This window comes from Tritonibacter sp. SIMBA_163, from assembly GCF_046535935.1.
In the GTDB taxonomy this organism is placed as follows: Bacteria; Pseudomonadota; Alphaproteobacteria; order Rhodobacterales; family Rhodobacteraceae; genus Epibacterium; species Epibacterium scottomollicae.
Genome location: NZ_JAWJBP010000023.1, coordinates 1 through 22,556 on the forward strand (window position 1 = coordinate 1; position 22,556 = coordinate 22,556).

20 protein-coding genes and 2 pseudogenes are annotated in these 22,556 nt (G+C 59.3%); 13 read left to right on the forward strand and 9 right to left on the reverse strand.

The genetic code is table 11. The features are described 5' to 3' along the window. Positions 1-379 precede the first annotated feature (379 nt). Both R0J92_RS19270 and R0J92_RS19275 read right to left on the reverse strand, forming a co-directional pair. Complete coding sequence (locus R0J92_RS19270) at positions 380-1,069, reverse strand: phytanoyl-CoA dioxygenase family protein (protein WP_411052790.1); 690 nt, start codon at positions 1,067-1,069, stop codon at positions 380-382. 118 nt (positions 1,070-1,187) lie between these two features. Beyond that, on the reverse strand, positions 1,188-1,562 hold the full coding sequence (locus R0J92_RS19275; protein WP_411052791.1) for a hypothetical protein: 375 nt from the start codon (positions 1,560-1,562) through the stop codon (positions 1,188-1,190). 79 nt (positions 1,563-1,641) lie between these two features. Between R0J92_RS19275 and R0J92_RS19280 the strand changes: the two genes are divergently transcribed. Continuing rightward, a complete protein-coding gene (locus tag R0J92_RS19280; protein ID WP_411052792.1) occupies positions 1,642-2,655 on the forward strand; it encodes a LacI family DNA-binding transcriptional regulator in 1,014 nt (337 codons plus the stop codon). A 595-nt stretch (positions 2,656-3,250) separates the two neighbouring features. On the opposite strand, the gene R0J92_RS19285 is transcribed toward R0J92_RS19280, so the two are convergent. The 4 genes from R0J92_RS19285 to repA form a co-directional block, all read right to left on the reverse strand. Further along, positions 3,251-3,496 (reverse strand): DDE-type integrase/transposase/recombinase, encoded by a 246-nt coding sequence (locus R0J92_RS19285; RefSeq protein WP_411052820.1) that lies wholly within the window; start codon positions 3,494-3,496, stop codon positions 3,251-3,253. Between the two features lie 481 nt (positions 3,497-3,977). Continuing rightward, entirely contained in the window at positions 3,978-5,057 is a 1,080-nt protein-coding gene (gene repC / locus R0J92_RS19290) for a plasmid replication protein RepC (RefSeq protein WP_317387139.1), read from the reverse strand. 211 nt (positions 5,058-5,268) lie between these two features. Continuing rightward, positions 5,269-6,261 (reverse strand): plasmid partitioning protein RepB, encoded by a 993-nt coding sequence (gene repB / locus R0J92_RS19295; RefSeq protein WP_411052793.1) that lies wholly within the window; start codon positions 6,259-6,261, stop codon positions 5,269-5,271. Further along, complete coding sequence (repA, locus tag R0J92_RS19300; protein WP_205321634.1) at positions 6,261-7,418, reverse strand: plasmid partitioning protein RepA; 1,158 nt, start codon at positions 7,416-7,418, stop codon at positions 6,261-6,263. Before repA ends, repB begins: the two co-directional genes overlap by 1 nt. 689 nt (positions 7,419-8,107) lie before the next feature. Between repA and R0J92_RS19305 the strand changes: the two are divergent. Continuing rightward, positions 8,108-8,621: pseudogene (locus tag R0J92_RS19305) on the forward strand (recombinase family protein); the annotation flags it as partial. Between the two features lies 1 nt (position 8,622). Here the strand turns inward: R0J92_RS19305 and R0J92_RS19310 are convergent. Together R0J92_RS19310 and R0J92_RS19315 are read right to left on the reverse strand one after the other, a co-directional pair. Next, positions 8,623-8,769, reverse strand: a pseudogene (locus tag R0J92_RS19310) (recombinase family protein); the annotation flags it as partial. Between the two features lie 58 nt (positions 8,770-8,827). Continuing rightward, positions 8,828-9,943: a tyrosine-type recombinase/integrase gene (locus R0J92_RS19315; protein ID WP_411052794.1), complete on the reverse strand. Its 1,116-nt coding sequence runs from the start codon at positions 9,941-9,943 to the stop codon at positions 8,828-8,830. A 155-nt stretch (positions 9,944-10,098) separates the two neighbouring features. Between R0J92_RS19315 and R0J92_RS19320 the strand changes: the two genes are divergently transcribed. Continuing rightward, complete coding sequence (locus R0J92_RS19320) at positions 10,099-11,007, forward strand: DUF1403 family protein (RefSeq protein ID WP_411052795.1); 909 nt, start codon at positions 10,099-10,101, stop codon at positions 11,005-11,007. Positions 11,008-11,010: 3 nt separating this feature from the next. Then, entirely contained in the window at positions 11,011-11,652 is a 642-nt protein-coding gene (gene scpB, locus R0J92_RS19325) for an SMC-Scp complex subunit ScpB (RefSeq protein ID WP_411052796.1), read from the forward strand. Positions 11,653-11,719: 67 nt separating this feature from the next. Here scpB and R0J92_RS19330 read toward each other — a convergent pair whose 3' ends face one another. Further along, positions 11,720-12,349 carry an IS6 family transposase gene (locus R0J92_RS19330; protein ID WP_411052797.1) on the reverse strand — a complete coding sequence of 210 codons (630 nt, stop codon included), beginning with the start codon at positions 12,347-12,349 and terminating at the stop codon, positions 11,720-11,722. Here R0J92_RS19330 and R0J92_RS19335 point away from each other — a divergent pair. From R0J92_RS19335 to R0J92_RS19375, 9 genes are all read left to right on the forward strand, one after another. Further along, entirely contained in the window at positions 12,302-12,733 is a 432-nt protein-coding gene (locus R0J92_RS19335) for a recombinase family protein (protein WP_411052798.1), read from the forward strand. The genes R0J92_RS19330 and R0J92_RS19335 overlap by 48 nt on opposite strands. A gap of 350 nt (positions 12,734-13,083) precedes the next feature. Beyond that, positions 13,084-14,250: a radical SAM protein gene (locus R0J92_RS19340; RefSeq protein WP_411052821.1), complete on the forward strand. Its 1,167-nt coding sequence runs from the start codon at positions 13,084-13,086 to the stop codon at positions 14,248-14,250. Next, positions 14,250-15,854 carry a hypothetical protein gene (locus tag R0J92_RS19345; RefSeq protein ID WP_411052799.1) on the forward strand — a complete coding sequence of 535 codons (1,605 nt, stop codon included), beginning with the start codon at positions 14,250-14,252 and terminating at the stop codon, positions 15,852-15,854. Before R0J92_RS19340 ends, R0J92_RS19345 begins: the two co-directional genes overlap by 1 nt. Continuing rightward, positions 15,851-16,852, forward strand: a complete 1,002-nt coding sequence (locus R0J92_RS19350) for a hypothetical protein (protein WP_411052800.1) — start codon at positions 15,851-15,853, stop codon at positions 16,850-16,852. The genes R0J92_RS19345 and R0J92_RS19350 overlap by 4 nt, the downstream gene beginning before the upstream one ends. Before the next feature lie 75 nt (positions 16,853-16,927). Beyond that, entirely contained in the window at positions 16,928-17,293 is a 366-nt protein-coding gene (locus R0J92_RS19355; RefSeq protein WP_411052801.1) for an inorganic diphosphatase, read from the forward strand. Between the two features lie 12 nt (positions 17,294-17,305). After that, on the forward strand, positions 17,306-18,355 hold the full coding sequence (locus R0J92_RS19360; RefSeq protein WP_411052802.1) for a GNAT family N-acetyltransferase: 1,050 nt from the start codon (positions 17,306-17,308) through the stop codon (positions 18,353-18,355). Further along, positions 18,352-19,707: an MATE family efflux transporter gene (locus tag R0J92_RS19365; protein ID WP_411052803.1), complete on the forward strand. Its 1,356-nt coding sequence runs from the start codon at positions 18,352-18,354 to the stop codon at positions 19,705-19,707. Before R0J92_RS19360 ends, R0J92_RS19365 begins: the two co-directional genes overlap by 4 nt. Further along, a complete protein-coding gene (locus R0J92_RS19370) occupies positions 19,700-21,733 on the forward strand; it encodes a zinc-dependent alcohol dehydrogenase (RefSeq protein ID WP_411052804.1) in 2,034 nt (677 codons plus the stop codon). Before R0J92_RS19365 ends, R0J92_RS19370 begins: the two co-directional genes overlap by 8 nt. Positions 21,734-21,743: 10 nt before the next feature. Beyond that, entirely contained in the window at positions 21,744-22,502 is a 759-nt protein-coding gene (locus R0J92_RS19375; protein WP_411052805.1) for a class I SAM-dependent methyltransferase, read from the forward strand. Positions 22,503-22,556 lie beyond the last annotated feature (54 nt).

The window sequence follows — 22,556 nt, forward strand, 5'->3', positions numbered from 1 at the left end:
CCGAGATCGAAGCCGTAACCTGAACTCAGGTGGGAAAGGGCAAACTCATCCCCGAACCTGATTTGCGCAACAACGCCCTCGGGAATGAACTTTGACTTGGGATGGAGGAGCTACACCACACTCTCAACGTTTCATCAGGGCCTTGGGGGGATCGGATACGCCCTACTCGATAATTCCACGCCTGGCTCGTTGCCTCAGATCGCACTGTTTCAATAGCCAAAAACAGTGTGTCGGATAGTTCGCACAGGTCGTTATAGGGTTTCGCTTACCATTAACGCGCGGCCTCCCCGGCCTGACAGGAATACGACCGTGAGTTTTCCAGTTGGTATGCATGTGTTGATTGCCTCCGAATCCAAATTCTATGTCGCGACGTTCGGATTTAAGCCCTGTTTGCCATAAACATCTGATCGATCCGCTTGGCGAAGCTATGCTCCTCGATCCCCTCAGCCAATGCACGCCGAAAGAAGGCGGCTCGGGTTTCTGGTGCGAGACCGTTTGTCGGCGGATCCCGATCAAGGTTCGTCGGGAACGAGTACCCTTCAGCGGTCGCAGCAATTGCCGCGGACAATTCGGCGGCGCTAAGACTGTTCTCCTGTTTCACGCGATAAGCGTGCGGGTATAGCAGCTTGCACATTTTTTCCCGATCAACTGTCTCCATTGCGCGACCGAACGCCGATGAGACCTGCAAAAGGTTGGCGAAGCGGTGGATGTCGTGACTCGTGTTGGCTCCGGCCGCTTGAAACAAAGCGGGTGAGAAAAACACAGCAGCCCCTTTGGTCAGGGGCAACTGCACATGGCGTTCCTCGAAAAGCGCTCGGAAGTCATCCCGGCGCCATGCCGCATAACCGGGACGATATGCTTGCGAGAACGGCAGCAGTTTGGTTGGGCCGCTCTCCAATGGCATGTCGCAATGCGCAACGGCGCCCTGAAGTGTCATAATTGGCGAGACGTCATGGACATGCGCAGGATAAGACATGCTGACGTCGGCGGTTTGAAACCCCAAATGATAGTCACGATGAGCCTGCTGAGCTGCGCCGCCGGGGTGAACGAGGATTCCCTGCGCTGTCATCTGATAATTCGGCCCTAGCCAAGCTTCGCAGACTGCCGCGATAGAAGTGTTTGCGAAGTAACGCAGAAACGCCTCAGGCGAGGTTTCACAGAGCTTTTGAAGCGCGTTCCATATTCGATCATTCGTTCCCGACGCAGCGAAGTGATCGCCTGCCCCCCCCAGGTCGCTGCTTCTCGTCCGCAATGATACCCTTGTAGATGCGGGTTGCCTCATCCAGAATTGCCAAATGCGGATAGGCTCCCTTCAAGGCTATGACTCCCGCCCCCGAACGCAGGACGTGTGCCCATTCCGCCATGATTCCTCGACGGGCCCGACCATCTTCGAGAGCCGAACGCAGGTTCGCCATGTCATAGATCGGAATGTTCTTCTCAACGGCGGCCGCATGCGGCACCTGCTCGCGCTGCGTCTCTTGTTCAATAAGTGCGGTGAACTCTTCCAGATCACAGGTACTGGGCTCGTAGTAGGCGACTGTGTTGTCGACAGTATCTTTCATGACAGCTCCTCCTTTGTCGCGACCAGGATACAGTCGCGGGGCTTGCGTTGTCTTCAGAAACGCATCAAAAACACATCAAATGACACATCGTTTTCCTATAAAAGAGATCGCGCGGCAGGCAGGTCTTGGCACCGCCACTGTCGACCGGGTTCTGAATGGTCGGGCTCATGTGAGCCCGCAGACAAAGATGCGTGTTACGGCCGCAATGGACGAGTTGAAGGCCCAAGAAGCCCAGCTCGCTGCCCGTGGGAGGCGATTGTTCTTCGACTTCGTTATTGAGGCCCCGTCGCGCTTCAGTCGCGAAGTCAAGGCGGCCGCAGAGGCCATGCTACCTCAGATTGGAACCGCTGTTTGCCGTCCGAGATTTCTACTGCAGGACATTATGGAAGAAGATGAAGTCGTCGCGGCGCTCATGCGGATCATGAAACGCGGTAGCCACGGCGTCTGCCTCAAGGCCCGGGACACAGCGAAAATAAGAGAAGCAGTCAAAATGCTGGCCAACGCCAGAATCCCAGTGGTCACGCTTGTAACCGATATCGGAGGCACCGACCGTCTTGCTTATGTCGGGTTGGATAACGCCGGTGCAGGCCGCACTGCTGCCTACCTTATCTCACTAACAATTGGAGAGCCGCAGGGTATGGTTTTGGCCACTCGCAGCCATGAACGCTTTTTGGGAGAAGAAGAACGCGAGTCCGCGTTTGTCGAAGCCTTGGCTAGCGAACGCCCGGGTCTAAAGGTCCTTGCTGTCCAAGGCGGCGGAGTGGACTTTGAAACGTCAAAGCTTCTAACGGAGAGCATGGGTGACATTCGAAATTTGCGCGCGGTCTATTCGATGGGGGGTGGCAACCGTTCGATCATACGAACGCTGGAGGACAATGGTATTCGCCCTGAAGTTTACGTGGCTCATGACCTCGATAGGGAAAACAGAGAGCTGATCCTGAACCGGCGCCTGGACTTTATCCTGCATCACGATCTGCAACTTGACATCAGAAACGCCTTCAACGCGTTTCTGGGGTACCATCGGCTGTCAAACGAACTGTTGGAGACGCCAATCTCAACCGTTCAGGTGTTAACACCCGAGAATGTTCCTTAGTGAATTGTACTATCTAGGTGTGCCCCATCATCCAAAAAGGTAGACATTACCGCTTTCATTGGCAACTGCCGTTTTCGTCAAATTCGGATGCGCCCTAACGACCACTTGCGGCTGACCGCGGTCCTCTGGGGTAGTTCGCGCCGTTTCTAAGGGGATGCGGAAATAGAATCTCCTCGCCAGGATGAACTAGGAGTTTCCGATGAAGAAGACAGGTTTCACAGCGGCCCACATTATGAGCATCCTGATCCAGAAGGAGGGCGGTGTACTTGCCGTCGAACACTGTTGCGGACATGGCATGAGCAGCGCGGCGGGCGTTGTCACGTTAACTCGCGGAGCTTGTAAGTCGGCATGGTGGTCGTTGATCAAGCGACGTTTACCGCGGATTTCGACTCTCGAATGCTGCTAGTCGATGGTAGCGGATCGTGAGGGCGGCGTGGGGGCGGGCTGGGACAGAGAAACAAATGCGGGTTGCGGGCTTCATCGAGACGAAGCGTTGCAATCCACTCGAAATAGGAAACTCAGCATTATCCGCTCTAATTTTCGGAAAGGGAGATGGCTGTTTTCTATACGTTTATAGAGCCGCATAGGAGCGCGGCTAGTCCGCAATGATCCTTTTGGGAATGAAGCCCCAGCGGTTTATTAACTTGACCGGAAGCCGCTTTGCAGCGTGCTTGTATCTTCTGGATTGAAGGATTTCTTCAAAAACGATGCCGTATTGACTGACCGCGGGCCACCGCGAATATGAGCCGCCCGCTATCTTTACGACGACTTCGTTTATGTGCCAAACATCGCCGGGTCCGGGTCTATGGTTCCGGACACGAGTCGGGAACTTTGGACTGATCCGGGTTCCCTGAAGCGGATCGCCTCGCGGCGGACGACGACATCGTACTCGGCGAGAAAATCATCGACAGTTGCGGCGCACAGCGCAACACGATGACAGGCCCAGACGGCATAGGAGATGACCCTGTGCGGAAAACGAAAGCCTTTTCAGGCATGTAAACAAAGCTGGTATTGTCATACTGTGTCGCTGTTCGTGAAGCTGAGTGCGACTAACTTGGCAGTGCCGTTTGACTATACTGCAATGATCGTCACCAGGTCTGGTTTCGTTGGTCTTGGAACAGTATTTGTTATTGGATGCTGTGTATATAGATCATCTTCGAAAGATGATCTGGATTTCGTTTGCAGAGGAGCTGAGGCGCCATAGATACGCAGATTGTCAGCTGACAATTCATGGCGTTCGAGTGGATAGTCTCGACTTAAAGGACATGCTATCTCTGTACGATCACAGACAATCCTCTTCTCCCGATCTGTCGTAGATGCCTTCACATTGCCGGTGCCCGTGTCATTTTGAGAGAATTGTCAGCTGACAATTCCGGTCCTTTGCGCAAAGCATGCAACATCGGTTCGAGAGAAAAGCGACCGTCCGCGGCTCGCTGTGATAGGCGACGGAGATAGCCGCCAGGGTTTCTGATCAAGTGCAATCGTTCCAACATGCAGAGAATTGTGGAAGCCGCTGTTTCCGATCCCATCATGCGCTGTGCTTGCAGATAGACCGGTGTTTCAATGCCAATCATTGGCACAAGGCGGCTAACCATTGCGTACAGATCCGACCATGATCGGGGTTGTTCTGGAAAGTAATTTTTGTACTCACGGCAGCTTTCCAGAATTTCTATCAGCGCAGGTTCTGGTGGTGATCGGTGCGGGATCTCTTCGTCGTTCTCGTTTTCTTCAGAGTCAAAATATGATTTTATTTCAGTCTGTATGTGCCGCTCATTTTGCTTGTCTGTGCTGCTCATTTTGGGTGATGTCGTGACGGGTTGTGACACGGTTTCGAGCTTTTGCGCAAGTTGGTCTCGCAGCTCTTGCAGGGTAGCGACGGCGAGTTTGCGGCGCAGATGGCGTTGGCAGTTGAGCAGAAGCTCGTCCTGCACCGTGAGACCGTGCTCCAAGAGGTCTCGACGTAAACTGTTGATTTCGTCACGCAGGTTTTGACGATGCAGGGCTTCTGCCGCCGCCGTATTGGCCAGCTCGCAAATATGTCTCGCATGGACGGCCAGGGGAGATAGATCGAAGCCATAAGCCATAGCGCTACCTCGCCGGGAAAAGCGTTTGCGATTGGCACTGTCATGACGGCTGACAATCCCGAGATCCACGAGCCGGGCGAGATGACGACGCAGAGTGCTCTCGGGCATTCCGTGAAGCCGTTCAGACAGGCTGCGGTTGGACGGAAAAACGATGGTGCTGTTGCGTTCTGGATGGATGTCCCGTTGCGGAAGAAAGGAGATCAGAGCGCGCAATACCGACAGGGTACGGTGGTTGAGCTCAAATTCCTCCGCGGCTGCGGTCAGCGCATCAAGGATTTGCCATTTGTCGACCGGGGGCAGGGCGCTAAGCTCCGCCATCCCAGTGACCATTTGGGCGCCATTGGACATAAATTTTATCACGAAGGCAAAGGAATACCGCCCCTATGCCGTGGCACAGAGTTGACAAGACGAGTGAATTGCGGCTATTTCAGAGGTGCTAAGAATGAAATGAGCCTTCTGGGACGTCTGTCCTGGGGGGCTTTTTCTTTACCGGTGCTCGTGCCTCCTGTTCTGTGATTGCATAGGTGCCTCAGTCTTCTGCCGCTTGGTTTTTCCAGCGGTCATGAAGGTCTTGCAGCAGCGCTTCGGCATGGGCTTCGAACCACGCATCAAAGCCGTCGGCGCTGCGGGATGGGATGGTTAAAGTTACGCCACGGGCATTGGATTTGAGATCCGCAAGCGGACTGCCGTCGCGCCGGGTGAGTTGTCGTTTCTGCGGTTTCGCCGGGGCTGCGGGTGGCGCCGGTGCCGGCGCGTCAGCGGCTGTTTCAGCTTCCATTGCAGCGAGAAGCAGTTCAAACCGTTCGTCCGAGGGCAGGGTGGCAAAACTGTCCTTAATGAACAGCCGTGCTAGGCGTTCATGCTTGTCAGGGACGGTCTTGAGCAAGTTGGCGAGTTTTAACCAACGCTCGCGGCCGATGCTTGGGGCCGATCCGACCTTGCGCAGGAAATCTATGGAAAAAGCGTTGCCGACCTTCAGCATGCGCGAGAGCATGGGCAGGTCGACAGAGAGCGCCGCCGCAATTGTCTGCCGGTCATAGTCACTGGCCTGCAATTGCGCGGCAAAGGAAGCCTTCTCGATGAAGGACAGGTCCTGCCTAGAGGTGTTTTCTTGCCCTTGCGCCATCACCAGTGCCTGATCATCCAGATGCCGCACCATCGCCTTAACTGGCTGGCCAAGGTTGCGCAGCGCCATTAGGCGGCGGCGGCCATAGACTATCTCGTAACGGCCCTGAACCTCTGGGTGCGGGCGCAGAAGGACCGGCACTTGTTGGCCATAAGTTTGAATGCTCTCAATAAGCTGCGCCTGAGCGTCCTGATCTATGCCAAGCCGATCCTCGACGCCGGCATCGTCAATCAGAGCGGCGTCAATGTCCTGCACCGCGTTTTCCTGTAACTTGGTGAGGGATGACTGCAAAGCCCCGACCGCCCCACGTGGCATCAGCCGCGGCTTGTCGACCGCGGCCTCATCGGATGGGGCAGGGGAGGTGAGTGCGGGAGTCAGAATTCCTTTGCGTGCCATCAGCGTCCCCATGCAGTTTGAAGAAGGGTTTCGATCTCGTCATTGACCTGATTGAGAGAGTCTACGGCACGATCGTAAGTAGTTCGATGGAACTGCGATCGCTCCACTTCATAGACCGTTTGCTGGGTCAGCCCGGCGTCTGAAATCGCGGTGGATTTCAACATATGCGCGGTCATGACCTCCTTGTTGAACAACTGCCGCAGGAAAGCGACCACCTGCTGCTGCGGGCCGTCATTTGGCTCGTAGCGGTTGATGAGAAAGCGCAGGAAATCGAACTCCATCTGCGCCCCGGCATTATGCACCACATCAAGCAGATCGGCGCTCATTTGCAGGAATTGCGACATCGAGGCCACATCGAGCATATTGGGGACAACAGTAATCAGCACGCCGGTCGAGGCGCAGAGCGCTGACATGGTGAGGTAGCCAAGCTGAGGCGGGCAGTCAAAGAGGATCACATCGTAATTTTCCTCAACCTCTTGCAACACGGTGGCCATGCGGGCAAAAAACGGTGGCTGAATGTTGTTCAGCAAGGCTTGTGGCGTTTCATGTTCGAATTCCTGCAACATGAGACCAGCCGGGGCGAGGTCGATGCTACTGAAATAGGTTTTCTGGATGACCTGGCTCAGGGGGACCGGATCCACATAGCGGATCGCGTCGTAGATGGTGCCGGACTCGAGGAAATCATACTCGGGCCGATAGCCGAACAGTGAGGTCAGCGAGGCCTGTGGGTCGATATCCACGGCGAGAACCCGATACCCCTTGAGCGCAAGCCGCTGTGCGGTGTGAATCGACGAGGTGGTCTTGCCCGATCCGCCTTTGAAGTTCAGAAAGGACAATACCTGCACCTTGTCGCCCTCACGACGACCCTTGAGATAGGCGCCAGGCGTCTTGGCACCGGCTTCAAGCGTTTGGCGAATGGCAATCAGGTCATCTGCCGAATAGTGACGCCGCCCACCGGGGGTTGTATGTACATCCTGAATCCGGTTGTCGAAATGCAGTTTGCGCAGGAAACTGGCGGAGATCCCCAGCATCTCGGCGGCCTCGCCAGCGCTGAACAGGCGTAACTCCTTGCGGGCATCCGGCGCAAAGCTGGCCAGCATATGATGCTCCAGCGCAGCGGTCAGCGCTTCTGCATTCTGACGAATGCGTTGGTTCATATCCAAGGTTTTGGTCACTACCTGCCTCGTGTTGTAACGCTCTGTTTCAGCAAAGCTATATTTACCGTTTCTATAGTTCATTCTGCGTCCGTCTGACAACAGAGTCGTGCAAGTTTCGGTCAGAAAACACTAAATATTGAGGGGGACAGGGGCAGGGGGCGGTATAGCGGATTAGTGCATTTTTGCCCTATTGTCGCCTAAAAAAGTTATCTAATATATTGTAATTATTGATGAATAATAGGGGCCATTCGTTCGAATGGCCTTGCCACGCCGAGATGGGCCTTTGCGAAGGCGCATCGGCCCGTCGTCTAACCCGAAGAGGAGGGATCAGACCGATCAAGACAGCTGCATCATTGCGATTCGGTGGTCGTGTCGCAAAATTCGCCGGTGCGATCAACTTGGCGGTGCCCCTGCACCCCATCAAAAATCGAGGGATGACCGCTAAGGTTTTTCGCCGGTGTCGGCACGTTTATGGGCGTGAGGTTGCTGGCGCATTGATCTGGCGTAGGGGATTTCGATGCAGACATTGAAAATCGGCTGCGAGCCCCACCGGTTTCCACCTCAGATCGTCGCACATGCTGTCTGGCTTTACATCCGGTGCAACCTGAGCCTGCGCGGTCGAGGTGATGATACTGGCTGCGGCGCGCGGTCGATCAACACGGCATCGTTCTTGAGGAAATCCTTCAATCCAAAGCGACACGCTGGTCGTCGTTCGGATCGACCGTCTGGCGCGGACTTTGTCGCGCCTTTTCAAGGTGATTGAACGCTTGGAGGCCAAGGGTACCTTCTTTCGCTCGTTTCAGGACCTGATCGACACTTCACCTCAGGGCAAGTTCACACTGCAAGTCCTCGGTGTGGTGGCGGAGTTTGAACGCGCTCTGATCCGCGAGCGTACCAAGGCGGGCCTTGCCTCTGCGCGCGACGAGGGATGTGTGGGCTGCAATACCGGGCTTCGCACCAAGGATCCCGCCGCGCTTCGCAAGGTACGGCTTACCCGTCAGGATGGCTACGTGGTGCGCCTGAACGAGACGGCGCAAGATTGGGTGCCGCATGTGCGCGCCTATGGGCGAATATGGCCTCGGAGGACGTTCTGCGGATTATCAATGGCTTCTGCCCCACGAATGCCGCTGGACACAAAGTCGATTGCTCCGCGCCGTGAAGGCATATTTGAGCGACGGATTCTCGCCCAACCAAGTGCTTGGTCTACGCGTGCCAACAAAGGCCGCGCGCGATTACCGTCCGAGGTATGCTCTTCAAAGATCTCGGCGCATCCCGCAGACCGCAGGGCCACAGACTGGGGCAGGGAGAGCTGATCCTCGGTGGAGACGCGCACATGACTTATCATGGGCATGAAAGTCGGCCATTTGCAGTTTCATATACCGTCACTAAACGAACGAACGACCGCGCGATCAGAGCCCTGCGGCCTTCGTCAGATTCACGCGGAACCGATCCCGGCTGCGCTGGTAGCGACGGGTCATCTCGGCCGAGGCGTGCCCAAGCTGCTTTTGCACGTAGCGTTCGTCGACTTCCGCAGAACTGGCAAGACCGGCGCGCAATGAGTGTCCGGAGAACAGTGCTAGCCGCTCGCTATCGGGCAAATCTGACCGGATGCCTGCGTCGAGGACCGTGCGCTTGATGAGACGCGCGACATGTTTGTCGTTCAGTCGCGTTTCAAGCGCGCGCTTGCCATCCCGAGAGGTGCCGACAAAGACCGGGCCGAAGTCGATCTTTGCGAAGCGCAGCCATTGTTCAAGCGCATGTACGGGGCAGGTCTGATCCTTGGATCCGCGACAGATCTCGACCTCGCGCCAACCGGTCTTGGCATTTAGCGTGAGCAGTGCGCCTTTCTCCATGATCTCGATCCAGCCGCTGGAATCCGGCGTGTCGTCCTTATGAACGTCGAAGCTGACGATTTCCGAGCGGCGCAGACCTCCGGCGTAGCCGAGCAGCAGAATGGCCCGATCCCGAAGCCCGCGCAGGTCGAAAGGAAGTGTCGCCACCATCGCGAGGATGTCCTCGGCCAGGATCGCCGCCTTTTGCACGGGCGGTCGCGCATGCTTCCGTTTGATCCCGGCCAGTACAGTGGCGATGTGGCGGTTCTTGCGATCAAGGGTGAAGCCCCGCTGCGCAAAGCTCCAGCCGAGACCTGACACGCGGCGGTCAATGGTCGAGACGGAGAGGGGTCGGGACGCCGACCGCGAAGGGGAGCGGCCCGATCCGGACGCTAGATCTGCCAGATACAGCCCGATCATCTCCGGAGAGGGTGGCAACGGTTCGGCGCCCTTCATCCGGCACCAGCGGGCGAAGTGCGCCCAGTCCTTTGCGTAGGCCTTCAGCGTGTTGTCGGACGCCGCAGCGCGCGCGTAGTTGCGCGCGGTGTTGACAAGCCGATCCAGCGCGCCAGAGGCGGCAACGTGAGATGGCAGCGCGATGTCATCGCTGTTCCGTTGATCTCTCTCGTCGAGGGGAGCATCATCAAGCTCATCAGAGCGCGCTGACGTCGATCTCTCGGTCTCTGAGGCCATTTTCCCGTAAATCCAGCCATGAAATTGAACTGCATTGCAGCGTATTCAGTTATGTCCGATAATGCAAACTTATTGGACATAATGAAGAACCGTAAGGCGGGGCGGTTTTACATCATATTGTGGACGAAAGCGCCGTCAAGAGATAGTCTTGTGGCATGACCTATCAGCCAGCTGCCATCTATGACGACGTGGATACCTTACCGAAGTTGCCTTCCTGGGTCACCTCAACGCGTGCCGAAACCATTGAAGATGTTGCGTTTTTGTCGGGCGCAGCCCTCAGCCATCTGCATCTTGTATTGAGCGATGAAAGCGTCCCCCAGACCTTGCTGCGGGCGCGCCTGGCGCTGCGCGTCGCGGAGGCCTGCATGACGCATCAAGGACGCCCGGAACGGGCCGCGGAGCTCCGCGATGCGGTGGCGTTTCTGCAGCCCGGCGACAGCGCGGGACCTGCCGGCGAGGTCACCCTATCTTGGAAACGAGCGGTGGGGCGACCGGTCTCGGTCAAATCGCTGGACCGGGCGCTGCCGGCGATCGACGCGAACCAGATCGCAATGTGGCTCGACGGGTGCGACCTGTGCGGCGCGCGGCAGGGGGCTCCGGTCCTGCGGGCCGCGTCCGCGTTGCAGGCGGTTCTCGCGGATCGTCCGCGGGATCCCGCCGCGGCGTTGATCCTGGCGGACGCGGCTTTGGCGCAGGCGCTTGGGTGGAGTCATGTGCTGCCCGTCTTGGCGCTTGGCCTCAAGCGGGCCGATCTGCGGAAAAGTGGCGCGGAACTGCAGTTGGCTTGTCATCGGGCGATTGTATCGGCAGCGACCGAGGCGGTGCGGGAGGGTGCCGACCTGGCTCGACGTGCGGCCCGATTGAATGCTGCAGCGCCGAAGCTCCGAGCCAAGGGCGCGGAGGAGGCCGTCGCACTGTTCCTGAACCGGGACGCGGTCGCGCCGGCGGTGCTCACCTCGCTCCGGTCTGATCGCGCGGCACGCAGGTTCTGCGACCGGCTGGTGGAGCTCGGCGCAGTGCGCGAACTGACCGGGCGCGACACGTTCCGGCTCTACGGGATCTGAGCGATGTCGAAGGATCACGCAGACCAGGGGCTGGATCGGGAGCTGGAGGATCTGCCCACCGATCTGCGCTGGCGCGAATGGATGCGCCGGATCGAGGCCGTGCTCTTCGCCTCAGCCTCGCCGGTGCCGCGCGAGGACCTTGCGCGCGTGGTCGGGCAGGGGGTTTCGGTCGATCTGTTGATCGACGATCTGATGGCCGATCTTGAAGGACTGTCCTTTGAAGTAGCCAAGGTGGCCGGCGGCTGGATGCTGCGGACCCGCCCGGTCTATGCTGCGGCGATCCGGACCGCAGCGGATGTCGGCGACCAGGATCTCGATCTGCGCGACTATGATGTCGCGGTGCTGGTCGCCATCGCCTATCACCAGCCGATCACCCGAGACGGGCTCAAGGACATCTTTGGCAAGGAGATCAGCCGCGACTTGATTGGGCGGCTGCATGCGCGGGGATTGATCGGGACCGGACCGCGCGCGCCGAAGCGTGGTGCGCCCTATACCTTCGTGACCACGGAGCAGTTTCTGGTGGCGTTTGATTTGGAAACTCTCCAAGACCTACCGGATCGGGAGCAGTTGGCCGATGCGGGATTTGCGGAAGGTCCAGAGGACGGCAGCATGGTTCCGTCGCAAAGTTTCGAGTTCACCAGTTAGGGGCTCGCTTGATCGCCGATTTCGCGGCAAGGCTTGCGTAGGCCGCGAATGGGCAACCACTGCCCAACTACCCTTTCCTGATCATGTGTGCCGTTTCTATCCCGTCCAAAGTTGCTGTTGCCGATCTGAGTGATTTGAAACCCATCATCGGCCTGATCCGCCGTTTGATGCCGCGATGGTCCTGCTCCACAATGTTGTTGAGGTACTTGGATCGATAAACCCTGATCTTGCGGTCAGAGCCAGCCTTGGCAAGCGCAGCGTTCATTCTTTTCAGACCGGCGGTGTTCGCACCGCTCTTGTCAATGGCGCAGGCTCGGGGGAGCCCATTTGAAGATATCGTCTTGGCCAGAAACCGCAGCGCCGCCGTTTCATCCCGGTGTTCAGACAACATGAAATCAAGGGTCTGGCCGTGCCGATCCACAGCGCGATACAAATAGCACCAATCGCCGCGAACTTTCACATAGGTCTCGTCGAGACGCCAGGACGGCGCTGTTCGAGCCTTCCGCCGTTGCGCCACAGCGGCCAAAGCTGAGGCGTATTTCACGACCCAGCGGTTCAGCGTCGCATGGTCGACGCGGACGCCACGCTCGGCCAGAATCTCTTCGAGATCGCGGTATGAGACAGCATATCGGACGTAGAAGAAGACGGCGTGCAGGATCACATCCCGCGGGAACTGCGCACCTTTGAACGAAACCATCGGCTCAACCTCATCGACAAAACGGCCAAGTCAATACATCATCTGCTCGAAAGATGCGACAGAGCCGTCGTGGCTATGAACGGCATGACCTTCGAGCTCGACACACCTCACGGTCGGATGATGGCCACCATGCTGGCCGGGATCGCACAATTCGAGCGCGATCTTCTCAGCGAGCGCGTGAAATCCGGCCTCGCCGCGGCGCGAGCACGCGGCAAGAAGCTTGGGCGCCAGCCGGGACAGCGCCCCAAGTCCGACAAGCTGGCTCCAAAGGTGTTGCAGGCCATCGAAAACGGAAGGTCATACAGATGGATCGCCCGGGACCTCGGCATCTCGAAAAACACCGTCACGGACATCGTCAGGCGGCACCGCCAAAATGCCTTGTGATACGATCCTGCCGCCTACCGGAATCTACCCCCAGTACCCCGATCCGGGCTTAACGCCCTATTCTGCACCGAGCCGGAGTCGATCCCATCCTTTGCCTTTTTGATCCCATCAATCTGATGCTCGGCACGGATTTAGGTTTCGAACTGGCCGATGGCCCCGAGCATGTTGAACAGCAGGCGGCCAGTTGCGTCGGACGTGTCGATATTCTGATCTAGTACGTCACAAATTCATTACAACAACAGCCTAAGATTGAACGATAAATAGGGAATTCAAGGCCTAGATGCAAAGGTATATTTATGCATAGACTCGATACACAATTCAGTGAATTTGACCATTATAGTAAGAAAAAAATGGGTCCGACGCACGAATTCGGAACTCTGCCAGAGATTGACGTAGACATTAAGAATATCGGTTGGACACTTGGTAACGATTGCCCGTACCGATGCACGCACTGTTACAGTATGAATGCGCGTGTGAAAGGCCGGGACATGTCGGTGGAGATGATCGACCGTATTGTCGATCAGCTCGCAATAAACAAGGTAGAGACCGTTAATCTTGGCGGTAACGAACCTCTTTTCACAAACGGCCCGAACCCAAAGAACACTCTTCTTCCTTACATCATCAAGTCTCTTTCTGAACGCGGGATTGAAGTCGGGCTCACCACCAGCGGGATCACACTGATCCATCTCTACAAAGACTACCGGGAGGCGTTTGATCTCCTTAACGATGTCGATGTCTCGTTCGACTCGCCTTTTGAGGAAGAGCACAACAAGAACCGTGCCGCGAAGATCTTCCACCAGGCCGAGCAGTGCATGCGGATTTGTCAGGACCACGACAAACCGCATACCGCGATCATGTGCGGCATGAGCTGGAACTTTTCCCGCGCCCATATCGACGGGTTGGTGGCGCTGGCGAAGAAGTATGATGGAAATGTGCGGATCAACTCAATCAAGCCGACCATGCCCGAGCACATGGACATCTGCCTGACGCCAAAGCAGTTCTACGACGGGTTTAGCCGCCTGATGGAGCTATGCGAGCCTGTGGATCTGGGCGAGCCGCCGATCGCGAGTGTGGCCGACTACGAGGCCGCGCGGCGCTGCCCCTGTGGCCGGACGTCGTTTCGCATCCACTCCATCACCCCAACCGGCGAAATCTACATCAGCCCCTGCGTCTACCTGCATGACTACAAGTCGTCGCTGAACCTCCTGGAGCATGACCTCTACGACATCATTCACAGCGAGCAGTTCAGGGTCTTCCGGCAGAGGAATGCGAACGGCGATCAAGTGGACGGGTGCGCAAGCTGCGAACGCGTGGAGAAGTGCGGCGGCGGATGCGTGGCCCGGTCGTACCTTTACAACCTCCACTCAAATGGAGACCGCAGCATGCTCGCGCGCGACCCCTACTGCCCCAAAGAGACCTACGAAGGGCAAGAGTTCCCGCAGAAGCCTCAACTCGTTGACGATCAGAAGCTCGTTCACATGGACTACCTCTGCACTTGGATTGGGAAGCCAAAATAATGTCGATCCCTCAAAGCTGGTACTCAACCGCCATGGACCTCTTGAGGCATGAAACGCAGGTCGTTGCGTCTGTCGGGTGTTTGCACAAGCTGACACTCGCGGAGGCGGCCATCGTTGCAACCTCCCCGATGCAGCGGTTACGACGGCTCCGCCAGACAGGCTTTGGCTACTTCGACAACCCCTGCTCGGAGCACACAAGGCTGTCCCACAGCATCGGGACGGTCTATTGGGCCAACGCGCTTTTTGAGGGTCTGACCTCGCCGCAGAACTCTGAAGCTTCACAGAATGCCGAGCATTTTCTGGCGCTGACGGACAGGCTGGCGCAGGAGAACGTCAGCTTCGAGCTGCTGATGCGGGTCTTTGCCTTGGTCCACGACATAGCACTTCTGCCGTTCGGGCACACGCTGCGGTTCCAACTCAGTCACTTCTTCGACCGCCGCACCTTCTTCGACGCCATGCGGAATCAGCTTTCGGGCGTCATCCGAGAGCTGGAGCACGGGCCGCTGCGCACCGATCCAGCGGCCTTGCAGGAGCTGAAGCGGCACATCGCCTTGGCCGAGTGCGTCGCCCATGCGCCGCGGATCATACGGGGCGAGGCCGTGCCCGCGCTGCCCGACACCGATGGGAGCGCGCTGACACCTGCGCTGTCTCAGGCCATGCTGGAAGTAATCACCCTAACCTATGACATCGTGCATGGCGTCTACTCCGCGGACCTGATCGACATCTGCGACCGCGATCTGGCAAGCGCTGGCATCAGGTGGACGATGCCCGACAGCCTGCTGAACGGCGGGGTCTTGATCTACGCTAGCAAAGGCGAGCCGGTCTTTCCCGGGCCCGATTCTGCGCCCACAGATCGGGTGCTGCGGTACGGCGTCGGGCGCGGGGGCCAAGCGATCTCGCTCCAGCCGTTGCGCGAACTTGCCGGGGTGCACCGCGAGCGCCTCGAGATCGCAGCGCGCTGCTTTTACGGCGAGCACAAGTGCAACGCGGACGCGATGCTCGACAAGGCCATCCGATGCCTTCAAGGTGATCTGCCGGGCCTCATGGACGACCCGGCGTTTGCTCTGTCCGAGCGCCTTGTGATCGGAGACGACGACTTTCTCGACCTGTTGATCGACACGGCTGAGACGGCGGCCTCCGACACCGCGTTGGCGCTTTTGACGGCGCTGAAAGGGGGGCGGTTGCTCGCCCCTGCCCTGTCCGTCGATGTGATAAAGGAAGAGGCATTGGTGCGACGCCTGGGCGAGGCCTTGGCGACCCCAGCGCTGCGCACTGCGTTCGAGGCAGAGCTTGCCGCAGCGCTTCCAACCGTGCGTTCGGATCAGATCGTCGCACTGGTACTTCCCGAAGACATGCAGGCTAAGTCGGCCGAGACCCCGGCTTTGGGGGCCGACGGGGTCTGGCGCGCCTTCAGCGACCTCTGCGCGCGGGAGCCGCTCGATGCGGGCATTCCGGATCTGCCACAGGCCTACCGGACGCTGCGCCGGGCAAACGTCTATGTCGCGCCCGAGCTTGCGGATCGTGCCGAGGAGGTCGCAGGTGCTGTGAGGCGCAAGCTGACCGAAGAGCCAGTGGAACGGGTCGACGAAGGCCTCGTCGAATGAGCTACGGAGACACCGACGCCGCACTGAGGGGGGCTGAGGTGCCGCGTGGTTTTGCCCGCGCCGCGCCGCTGCCCGTAGGGACAGGGTTCATCGATCTGCATGTCGGAGGGGTCTTCCCTCCAAAAGTTCTGGGGCGCGACACCGTGCGCGCCGTGGACCAGCAGTTGCGGGATCTCGATGCGCTCTTGGCGCGGTGTGGTGTCACCTCAGGCCTGATCGCGGTGACCCTGGACAAGCCAAAACATGTGCCTTGCCAGCAGAGGCATCGCGACCTTCTGGTAGGGTGCATCAAGCGGCTCATGGATCAGGGCGAGCTGCCCTGCGTGGGGGGCGTGCACCTGCGCTGTGAGTTGAGCGACGCGGGGGTAAGCGCGCTGCTCAACCGTGAGCTTGACGCGCACGGCGACATCGTGAAGCTCGTCACCGCGATGGACCACAGCCCTGACCAAGGGCAGTACAAGGAGCCGCGGCAGTGGCGAAAAGCCTTCGCCTACCTGACGTTCGAGCCCGGCTACGGCTTAGACGATTTGGCCGTGGCACGGGCGGAGCACGCCCGATCCGCCTTCATCCGCGACCTTGAAGGTCTCGCGAAGGCGGCGACAGGCCGCGGCATCGCCTTCGGCCTCCATGATCCCGAGTGCCCGGAGCGGTTGGACTGCGCCCACGCCCTTGGCGCGCGCCTCTGCGAGTTCCCGATCACCCTAGAGATCGCCCGCAAAGCCCATGACCTGGGGCAGACAGTTCTGGTGGGCGCCCCAAACGTCCAAAGGGGCGGATCGAAGTTCGGGAACGTGTCGGCAAACGCGCTGCTCGAGTTGGGCCTGGTGGACGCCATCTCGCTGGATACTGACCCAAGGGCGCTGCAACCGGCCTGGTCGCACGTCGAAACAACCTATGGGAGAGATAGGGCGGCACGGCTCTTCACGTCCGGGCCTGCAACCCTGCTGGCGGTCCTGGGGGCTGACACCGCCCAGAGCCTGATCCAAGCTCTGCGCTGATTTGGAACACTGACGACACCCCAACCAACGTGCACCTGATTACTCAACCGGAAATAAGGGACATCGGACCGACACATGCCAAAGCAACTTAAAGAGCTGAAGGATTACACCGACCTGATCGGGCGCCGCCTGCACGTCATGATTGATCGTCCCATGGGCACGGCGCATCCCCGCTTTCCCCAGACGACCTATCCGCTGAACTACGGGTTTGTGCCTGAGATCTTCGCCGGCGATGGGTACGAGGTCGACGCCTACATTGTTGGTGAAACGACACCTGTCGAAGCCTGCACCGGCAAGTGCTTGGCCGTTGTCGAGCGCCTCGACGACGATGAAAACAAGCTGATTGTGTCCACCGGTCCAACCGAGCTGGCAGCAGACAAGCTTTACGGATTTGTCCGGTTTCAGGAAGACTACTTTGACACCCGCATTCATATCTCTTGAGGGGATGGATTGATGTCGTTGTCAAACACTGCTGTTGTAGAGACGATGAGGTGCTCAGGCGTTCCGCATGTCGACAGCGACGCCTACCTCTCGGCGGTCTACGGTAACACCTGGGAGCGGTACGCCTATTCCGACGGTGATGGCGCGTTCCGGCACGTCTGCGTGACACAGCGCCTGAAGGGCACTGGGTACGCGTTCGCGGAAAGCTGGCGCGGCTACTTCGATCCGGTCCTAAGCCGCCAGGATCCGCACCTTCTCGTCAGAGCCTTGGAGGACTACAGCGCCTGGTGCCGGTCCCGCGGCATTGTCTGCGAGTTCATGCGGTGCGACCCGACGGGCGAGGTGGCCGAGTTGATAGCGTCCACGGGCTTCTGCACCGTGGAATGGGGCCAATACGTCGCGATGCTGGACTGCCCGTCATCGATGGACGCCTACCTGTCGTCGCTGCGCAAAAAGCACCGGTACACGATCAAGTCTGCCCGCGATCAGTACGAGGTCGAGCGGGTGACAGCCGCGTGCCGCGACCAGGTTGCCGCGGTGCATGAAGTACTCTTCCACAGCCTTCAGACGCTCGGTACCCTGCCGCGCTGGTACCTCAGCCAAGAGAACATAGCGACCCTTGCGAACCTGAGCTTCTTCGACATCTACCTGGTGCGCTCGAACGGCACGCCGGTCGGGGCCTGCGCGGCGATGACAAGCGGTGCAACGACACACTTGTTACTTTTAGGCGTTAGGGAGAAGTTACAGAACCCCGGCGTTTCAGATCTGATGTACTTCAAGACCATCGAGGGCGCGACCGCCAAGAACAAGGACAAGACATTGGTCCGCCAGATCTGCTTCGGCGGCGGCAGAGGCACCAGCGATGGCGATGGCTTGATCCGGTTCAAGAAGAAATTCGCGCTGGGGCGGCTTGTGCGCTGTCCCTACCTGGTCCTTGCCCATGACGCGGACGCGGTGGCAGCGCTGTCGCGCGCGGCCGGTCAAACACGCCCGTTTGCAGACATCGACCCGTCTTCGCAGCTTAAACTCAAGCACTTTCCATTCCTGTTGTGCCAGACATGACGTCGCAAACCGCTCCCTTGTCGCTCGACCGGATGTTCAGGTCGTCCCTGCTGCCCTGGGGCTCCATCGCCAGCGAGATCTCGCTGGGGCTCCTCCTGGTGGGCATGCTGACGTTTCTGGACAGCCGATTGCTCGGTGTTTTCGGCTACACGGCGGCCTTCCAGGGGTTCTCTTTCGCGTTTGCCTTGGCGACATCGGAGACTACCACCATCCTCGTCAGCCGAAGCCTCGGCGGCAAGACCCCCTCTCAGGCCCCGGCGATTGTCGCAACCGCGGCCGGTCTTGGCGCCCTTGCAACGCTTGCGTTCTGCTTGGCGGTGCTTTTGATGTGGCCGCAGCTGGTCGACATCCTGTCGATCCCGCCCGACCTGCAGGGCGTGACGCTTACGCTGTGGATCTTCCTCTCCGCAGAGGTGCTTTTGCGCGTGTTGCTCTTCGCGCTCCTTGGGTACCTGAGGTCGCTGGGGCACATGCGCCTTTACAGTGCGCTCAACATCGCCCCCGCCGTCCTTCAGCTGGCCGGTATTCTGGCGCTGATCGCTTGGTACACCACCACAGAGGCGCCAGAGCTAACGAGCATCGTCGTCCATGTGGGATGCGTGCTGGCCCTTGCCAAAGCCGTCGCACTTCTGGCGGCGCTGACCATCATTTCCTCTCGGCTGCAGGGGGTGCGGGCAGAACTGCGGTCGGTCTCTGTGACGCAGGTCTTCGCGACCCTGCGGTCGATCTTCATCACGTCGATCTTTACCCCGATCGTGATGTTTCTGTTTGGCTTTCTGATCTCCGCGTCCGGCGAGGACAGCGCGGCCGCCTTTGCGTTGATCTCTCGGCTCCAACCGGTTCTCTTCTCCTATGGTCTGGCGCTCAGCAGCGTGGCTGTCCCGATCCTGTCTTGGTACTTCGGGCGCGCCGACTTTCAGAACATGAGGCGCGCGTTTGACAAATGCCTCGTCTACCTCGTAGGCGTGCAGCTTGCGGTCTACGTCGCGGCCATTGCTTTGGCGGAGGCCTTCATCTTCGCCGCGATGTCTGTGTCCGACCAGGTCATCAGCAGCCTGCGGATCTTCCTTTGGATCGTGCCGTTGACCTATGCTGCGATGTCGATGTTTTCGATATCGGTCCGCGTCTTCAACATCTTCGAGCGCCACAGCGCCGCGATGGTGTTTGCGATGCTGCGCTCGTTCGCGATCTCTATCCCTTTCGTGTCAGTGGGGTTCTTCCTTGCTGACTATCTGGGCGTGTTGCTGGGCTATGCCGCGGCCAACATGCTGTCTGCCATCCCGCTCTACGTTCTGGCGCGGAACTTGATGCAGACGACCCCCGCTCCAACCAGAGAGGCTTCCCATGGCTGAGACCTGTCCGCGCCTTGTTCCGGTGTCCATCACCAGCACGACGGATGCGCAGCGCATCTTGATCTCGCAAGAGCATTCGAGCGCGCGGGTCCACACCTCCTTTGCGCCCTGGAGGGCCTACGGGCCCGCGCATCTTGAGCGCATCCGCGCGTTCTTTGGGCAGTGGCTAATGTACCGCGAGGGCGACGCGCACAGAACGCAGCGCAAGCGCGCCGCCAAGGCCCTTTCGCAGGTGACTTCCCAGCAGGCCTTTCGCAACCTGCCGTGTCACATGCTGATCGACAGCGATGGCCGCATGCACACCGAGACAGTGGCCACGTTCTGCCGCTACGCCCACCGCCAGCTGTGGGGCCTGTCAGAGCAGCAGCATCGCGACATGCTGGCCAAAAGCCGAGCCATCCTTGCGTTTCTGGGCGACCAGCATCCAACCCAAAGCAAGCTCGAACAGACCGTCCACGCGATCACGGATCTCGAAACCTGGTTCCAAACCGAGATATTTGCCGCTGAGGCTTGGCCCTCCATCGCCCGCGAAGCCGGGGTCGATGACGCCGTCTCGCTGAACATGATGGTGGATTCCTATGACCCGATTGAAGCGGCGATGTCGTCGTTCCTGTTCACGTGGGCCCAGTCCGAGGTCAACGGGAAGGCGATGAGCTTCAGCGCGCTGGTGGACGCCGCACTGCGCGCTAGCCCGCCCTTTCGCTACATCAACCGGATCTGCGTCAAGGACGCGTCGACCATCGAGAAGCACTCCATCGATCTGCTGGCCTGCGCGGCCGAAGACACAGGCGCAACCCCGTCCCTCCATTTCGGCTTTGGGCGCCATCTGTGCGTTGGCGCCGCGGCGGCCAAATCGATCTTGCAGTCGGTGCACAACTACCTCGCGGCCCCTGTAAATCGCCTAACCGTGTCCGACGTCCGGGGCGAGCGGGACGCGCGCGACGGGCTCTGCTTTGTCAATGGGATCGCGATCGCGACCACCCCAACACGGACGCATCGCGCGCGTATGCTTGAGGACACCCGAGAGCTTCAGAGAACCGCTGAGGGCGCGTTGGTGCTTGTGCCCGCGCCCCCGGTGCCAGCCCTTGGCCGGACGGATGCGCGCGTCGAGGTGATCGAGGTCGGCGTGTGCGGCTCCGACATCGGCGCCTATCGCGACCTTCCGGGGACGCTCCGGACATGGGGACACGAGATCCTATGCCGGGTTCAGCATGTGGGCCAAGATGTCTCGGGTGTGGCCGCCGGGGACTACGCGGTCGTCCGGACCACCGCGCCCTGTGGCCGATGCGAGAAGTGCCTCGCGCACCAACCGGAGGCGTGCCCTAACTTCAAGCGGCACGCCTTCAATGGCTTTACGAGCGCGTTGGTGCTGCCGGCCCGGCTCTTGCTGCGGGTGCCGGACCGATCCGCCGCGCCCTTTGTTCTGACAGAGCCCTTGAACGTGGCGATTGACCTTCTGAGGGACGCCTGGGACGTACCAGCCGAGCGCGTCCTCTTCGTTGGCACCGGCATGCTCGCGCTGATGGCGATGACCGTGTTGCGGCAGGCAGAGCGCACCGGGGTCACGGCCGTGACACGCCGCGCCGACACCGCGAAGTCCAAACACGCGCGCGCCCTGGGCGCCAAGCTCTTTGAGGGGTTTGCCGCCCTGCCCCAGGCGCATTTCGACCTGGCGATCGTCACCGCGCCCTATGCCCTGATCCCTGCGGTCGTCCCACATATGCGCTACGGCGGGCTAATCACCTACAACGGGATCTCGCCGCAAAAGGAGGTCTGCCTCAACCTGTTTGACCTGCATATGCGTAAACTGACCTTGAAGCCGTCTTTCCCGCATCCCCAGGGCGATTTCGCCCAAGCCATCCGCCTGCTGGAAGGGCACGCAGACGACTTTCGCCCGTTCTTGTCGCATCGGGTCCCGCTGACGGACGCCGCCCAAAGGCTGCCGCAGCTCATCTCCGACCCCGCGGCGATCAAGATAGTTCTTCAGCCCGGCAGCCCGCGGCCCCCAAACGACACACAAAGCTAGGACATACCACATGGCAAAGTACGACATCGATTTTATTTTTCGCGACGGGAAGCGATACGACCAGTTCGGTCTCATGAAGGCGAAGGACATCCCGTTTTGGCTCGGCATGGCAGAGACCTACGGGCCGCGCGTGCTTGAAATCGGCGTTGGGACGGGCCGCGTGGCGGTGGCGCTTGCAAAGCACAGCAACGCGGTGACCGGCATCGATGTGTGCCCGGACATGCTTGCCGAAGCAGAACGCAAGGCCGACGCGGACGGCGTTCGCTTGAACCTCTCGGTGGCCGATATGATCCACTTCGATCTCGCGCAAACCTTCGACACTGTGATCATGCCCCACAACGTGCTCTGCCACCTCTACGAGGTGGAGGACTTCGTGTCCTGCATGGCCGCCGTGCGCAAGCACCTCGCGCCAGACGGACGCTTGATCATCGATGTGTTTGTTCCCGCACCAGAGTTGTTGGTCGCGGCCGAGGCAGCAGAGTTGACCCCGTTTGCCTCGCACAGAGTCAATGGCGACGGGAAAGAGCAGCAGCTTGTGCAGAACTACGCCTACCACAGCGACACTCAGATCCGCGAAGTCTCGATCTTCGATGCGGAGCGGGACACCCAGTCGCTCGGCAAACTGCACATGCGGATGTTCTTTCCACAAGAGCTGCTCGCGCTCATGCAGCTGTCGGGCTTCGAAGTGGAACACAGGTTCTCGAGCTATGAGCGCGATGCGTTCAGTTCGGCGTCGAACAAGCAGATCCTGGTGTGCCGTAGGACGTGATCGCGCAGGCACACTCTTCGTCAGCGGATCCGCTCACAGCGTGCGCCTAGGGTT

What these genes read in the sequence shown, in the direction of transcription:
- R0J92_RS19270 (WP_411052790.1), bottom strand. Translation starts at nt 1,069, where the DNA reads ATGACAGCGCAGGGAATCCTCGTTCACCCCGGCGGCGCAGCTCAGCAG.
- R0J92_RS19275 (WP_411052791.1), bottom strand. Translation starts at nt 1,562, where the DNA reads ATGAAAGATACTGTCGACAACACAGTCGCCTACTACGAGCCCAGTACC.
- R0J92_RS19280 (WP_411052792.1), top strand. Translation starts at nt 1,642, where the DNA reads ATGACACATCGTTTTCCTATAAAAGAGATCGCGCGGCAGGCAGGTCTT.
- repC (WP_317387139.1), bottom strand. Translation starts at nt 5,057, where the DNA reads ATGGCGGAGCTTAGCGCCCTGCCCCCGGTCGACAAATGGCAAATCCTT.
- repB (WP_411052793.1), bottom strand. Translation starts at nt 6,261, where the DNA reads ATGGCACGCAAAGGAATTCTGACTCCCGCACTCACCTCCCCTGCCCCA.
- repA (WP_205321634.1), bottom strand. Translation starts at nt 7,418, where the DNA reads ATGAACCAACGCATTCGTCAGAATGCAGAAGCGCTGACCGCTGCGCTG.
- R0J92_RS19315 (WP_411052794.1), bottom strand. Translation starts at nt 9,943, where the DNA reads ATGGCCTCAGAGACCGAGAGATCGACGTCAGCGCGCTCTGATGAGCTT.
- R0J92_RS19320 (WP_411052795.1), top strand. Translation starts at nt 10,099, where the DNA reads ATGACCTATCAGCCAGCTGCCATCTATGACGACGTGGATACCTTACCG.
- scpB (WP_411052796.1), top strand. Translation starts at nt 11,011, where the DNA reads ATGTCGAAGGATCACGCAGACCAGGGGCTGGATCGGGAGCTGGAGGAT.
- R0J92_RS19330 (WP_411052797.1), bottom strand. Translation starts at nt 12,349, where the DNA reads ATGGTTTCGTTCAAAGGTGCGCAGTTCCCGCGGGATGTGATCCTGCAC.
- R0J92_RS19340 (WP_411052821.1), top strand. Translation starts at nt 13,084, where the DNA reads ATGGGTCCGACGCACGAATTCGGAACTCTGCCAGAGATTGACGTAGAC.
- R0J92_RS19345 (WP_411052799.1), top strand. Translation starts at nt 14,250, where the DNA reads ATGTCGATCCCTCAAAGCTGGTACTCAACCGCCATGGACCTCTTGAGG.
- R0J92_RS19350 (WP_411052800.1), top strand. Translation starts at nt 15,851, where the DNA reads ATGAGCTACGGAGACACCGACGCCGCACTGAGGGGGGCTGAGGTGCCG.
- R0J92_RS19355 (WP_411052801.1), top strand. Translation starts at nt 16,928, where the DNA reads ATGCCAAAGCAACTTAAAGAGCTGAAGGATTACACCGACCTGATCGGG.
- R0J92_RS19360 (WP_411052802.1), top strand. Translation starts at nt 17,306, where the DNA reads ATGTCGTTGTCAAACACTGCTGTTGTAGAGACGATGAGGTGCTCAGGC.
- R0J92_RS19365 (WP_411052803.1), top strand. Translation starts at nt 18,352, where the DNA reads ATGACGTCGCAAACCGCTCCCTTGTCGCTCGACCGGATGTTCAGGTCG.
- R0J92_RS19370 (WP_411052804.1), top strand. Translation starts at nt 19,700, where the DNA reads ATGGCTGAGACCTGTCCGCGCCTTGTTCCGGTGTCCATCACCAGCACG.
- R0J92_RS19375 (WP_411052805.1), top strand. Translation starts at nt 21,744, where the DNA reads ATGGCAAAGTACGACATCGATTTTATTTTTCGCGACGGGAAGCGATAC.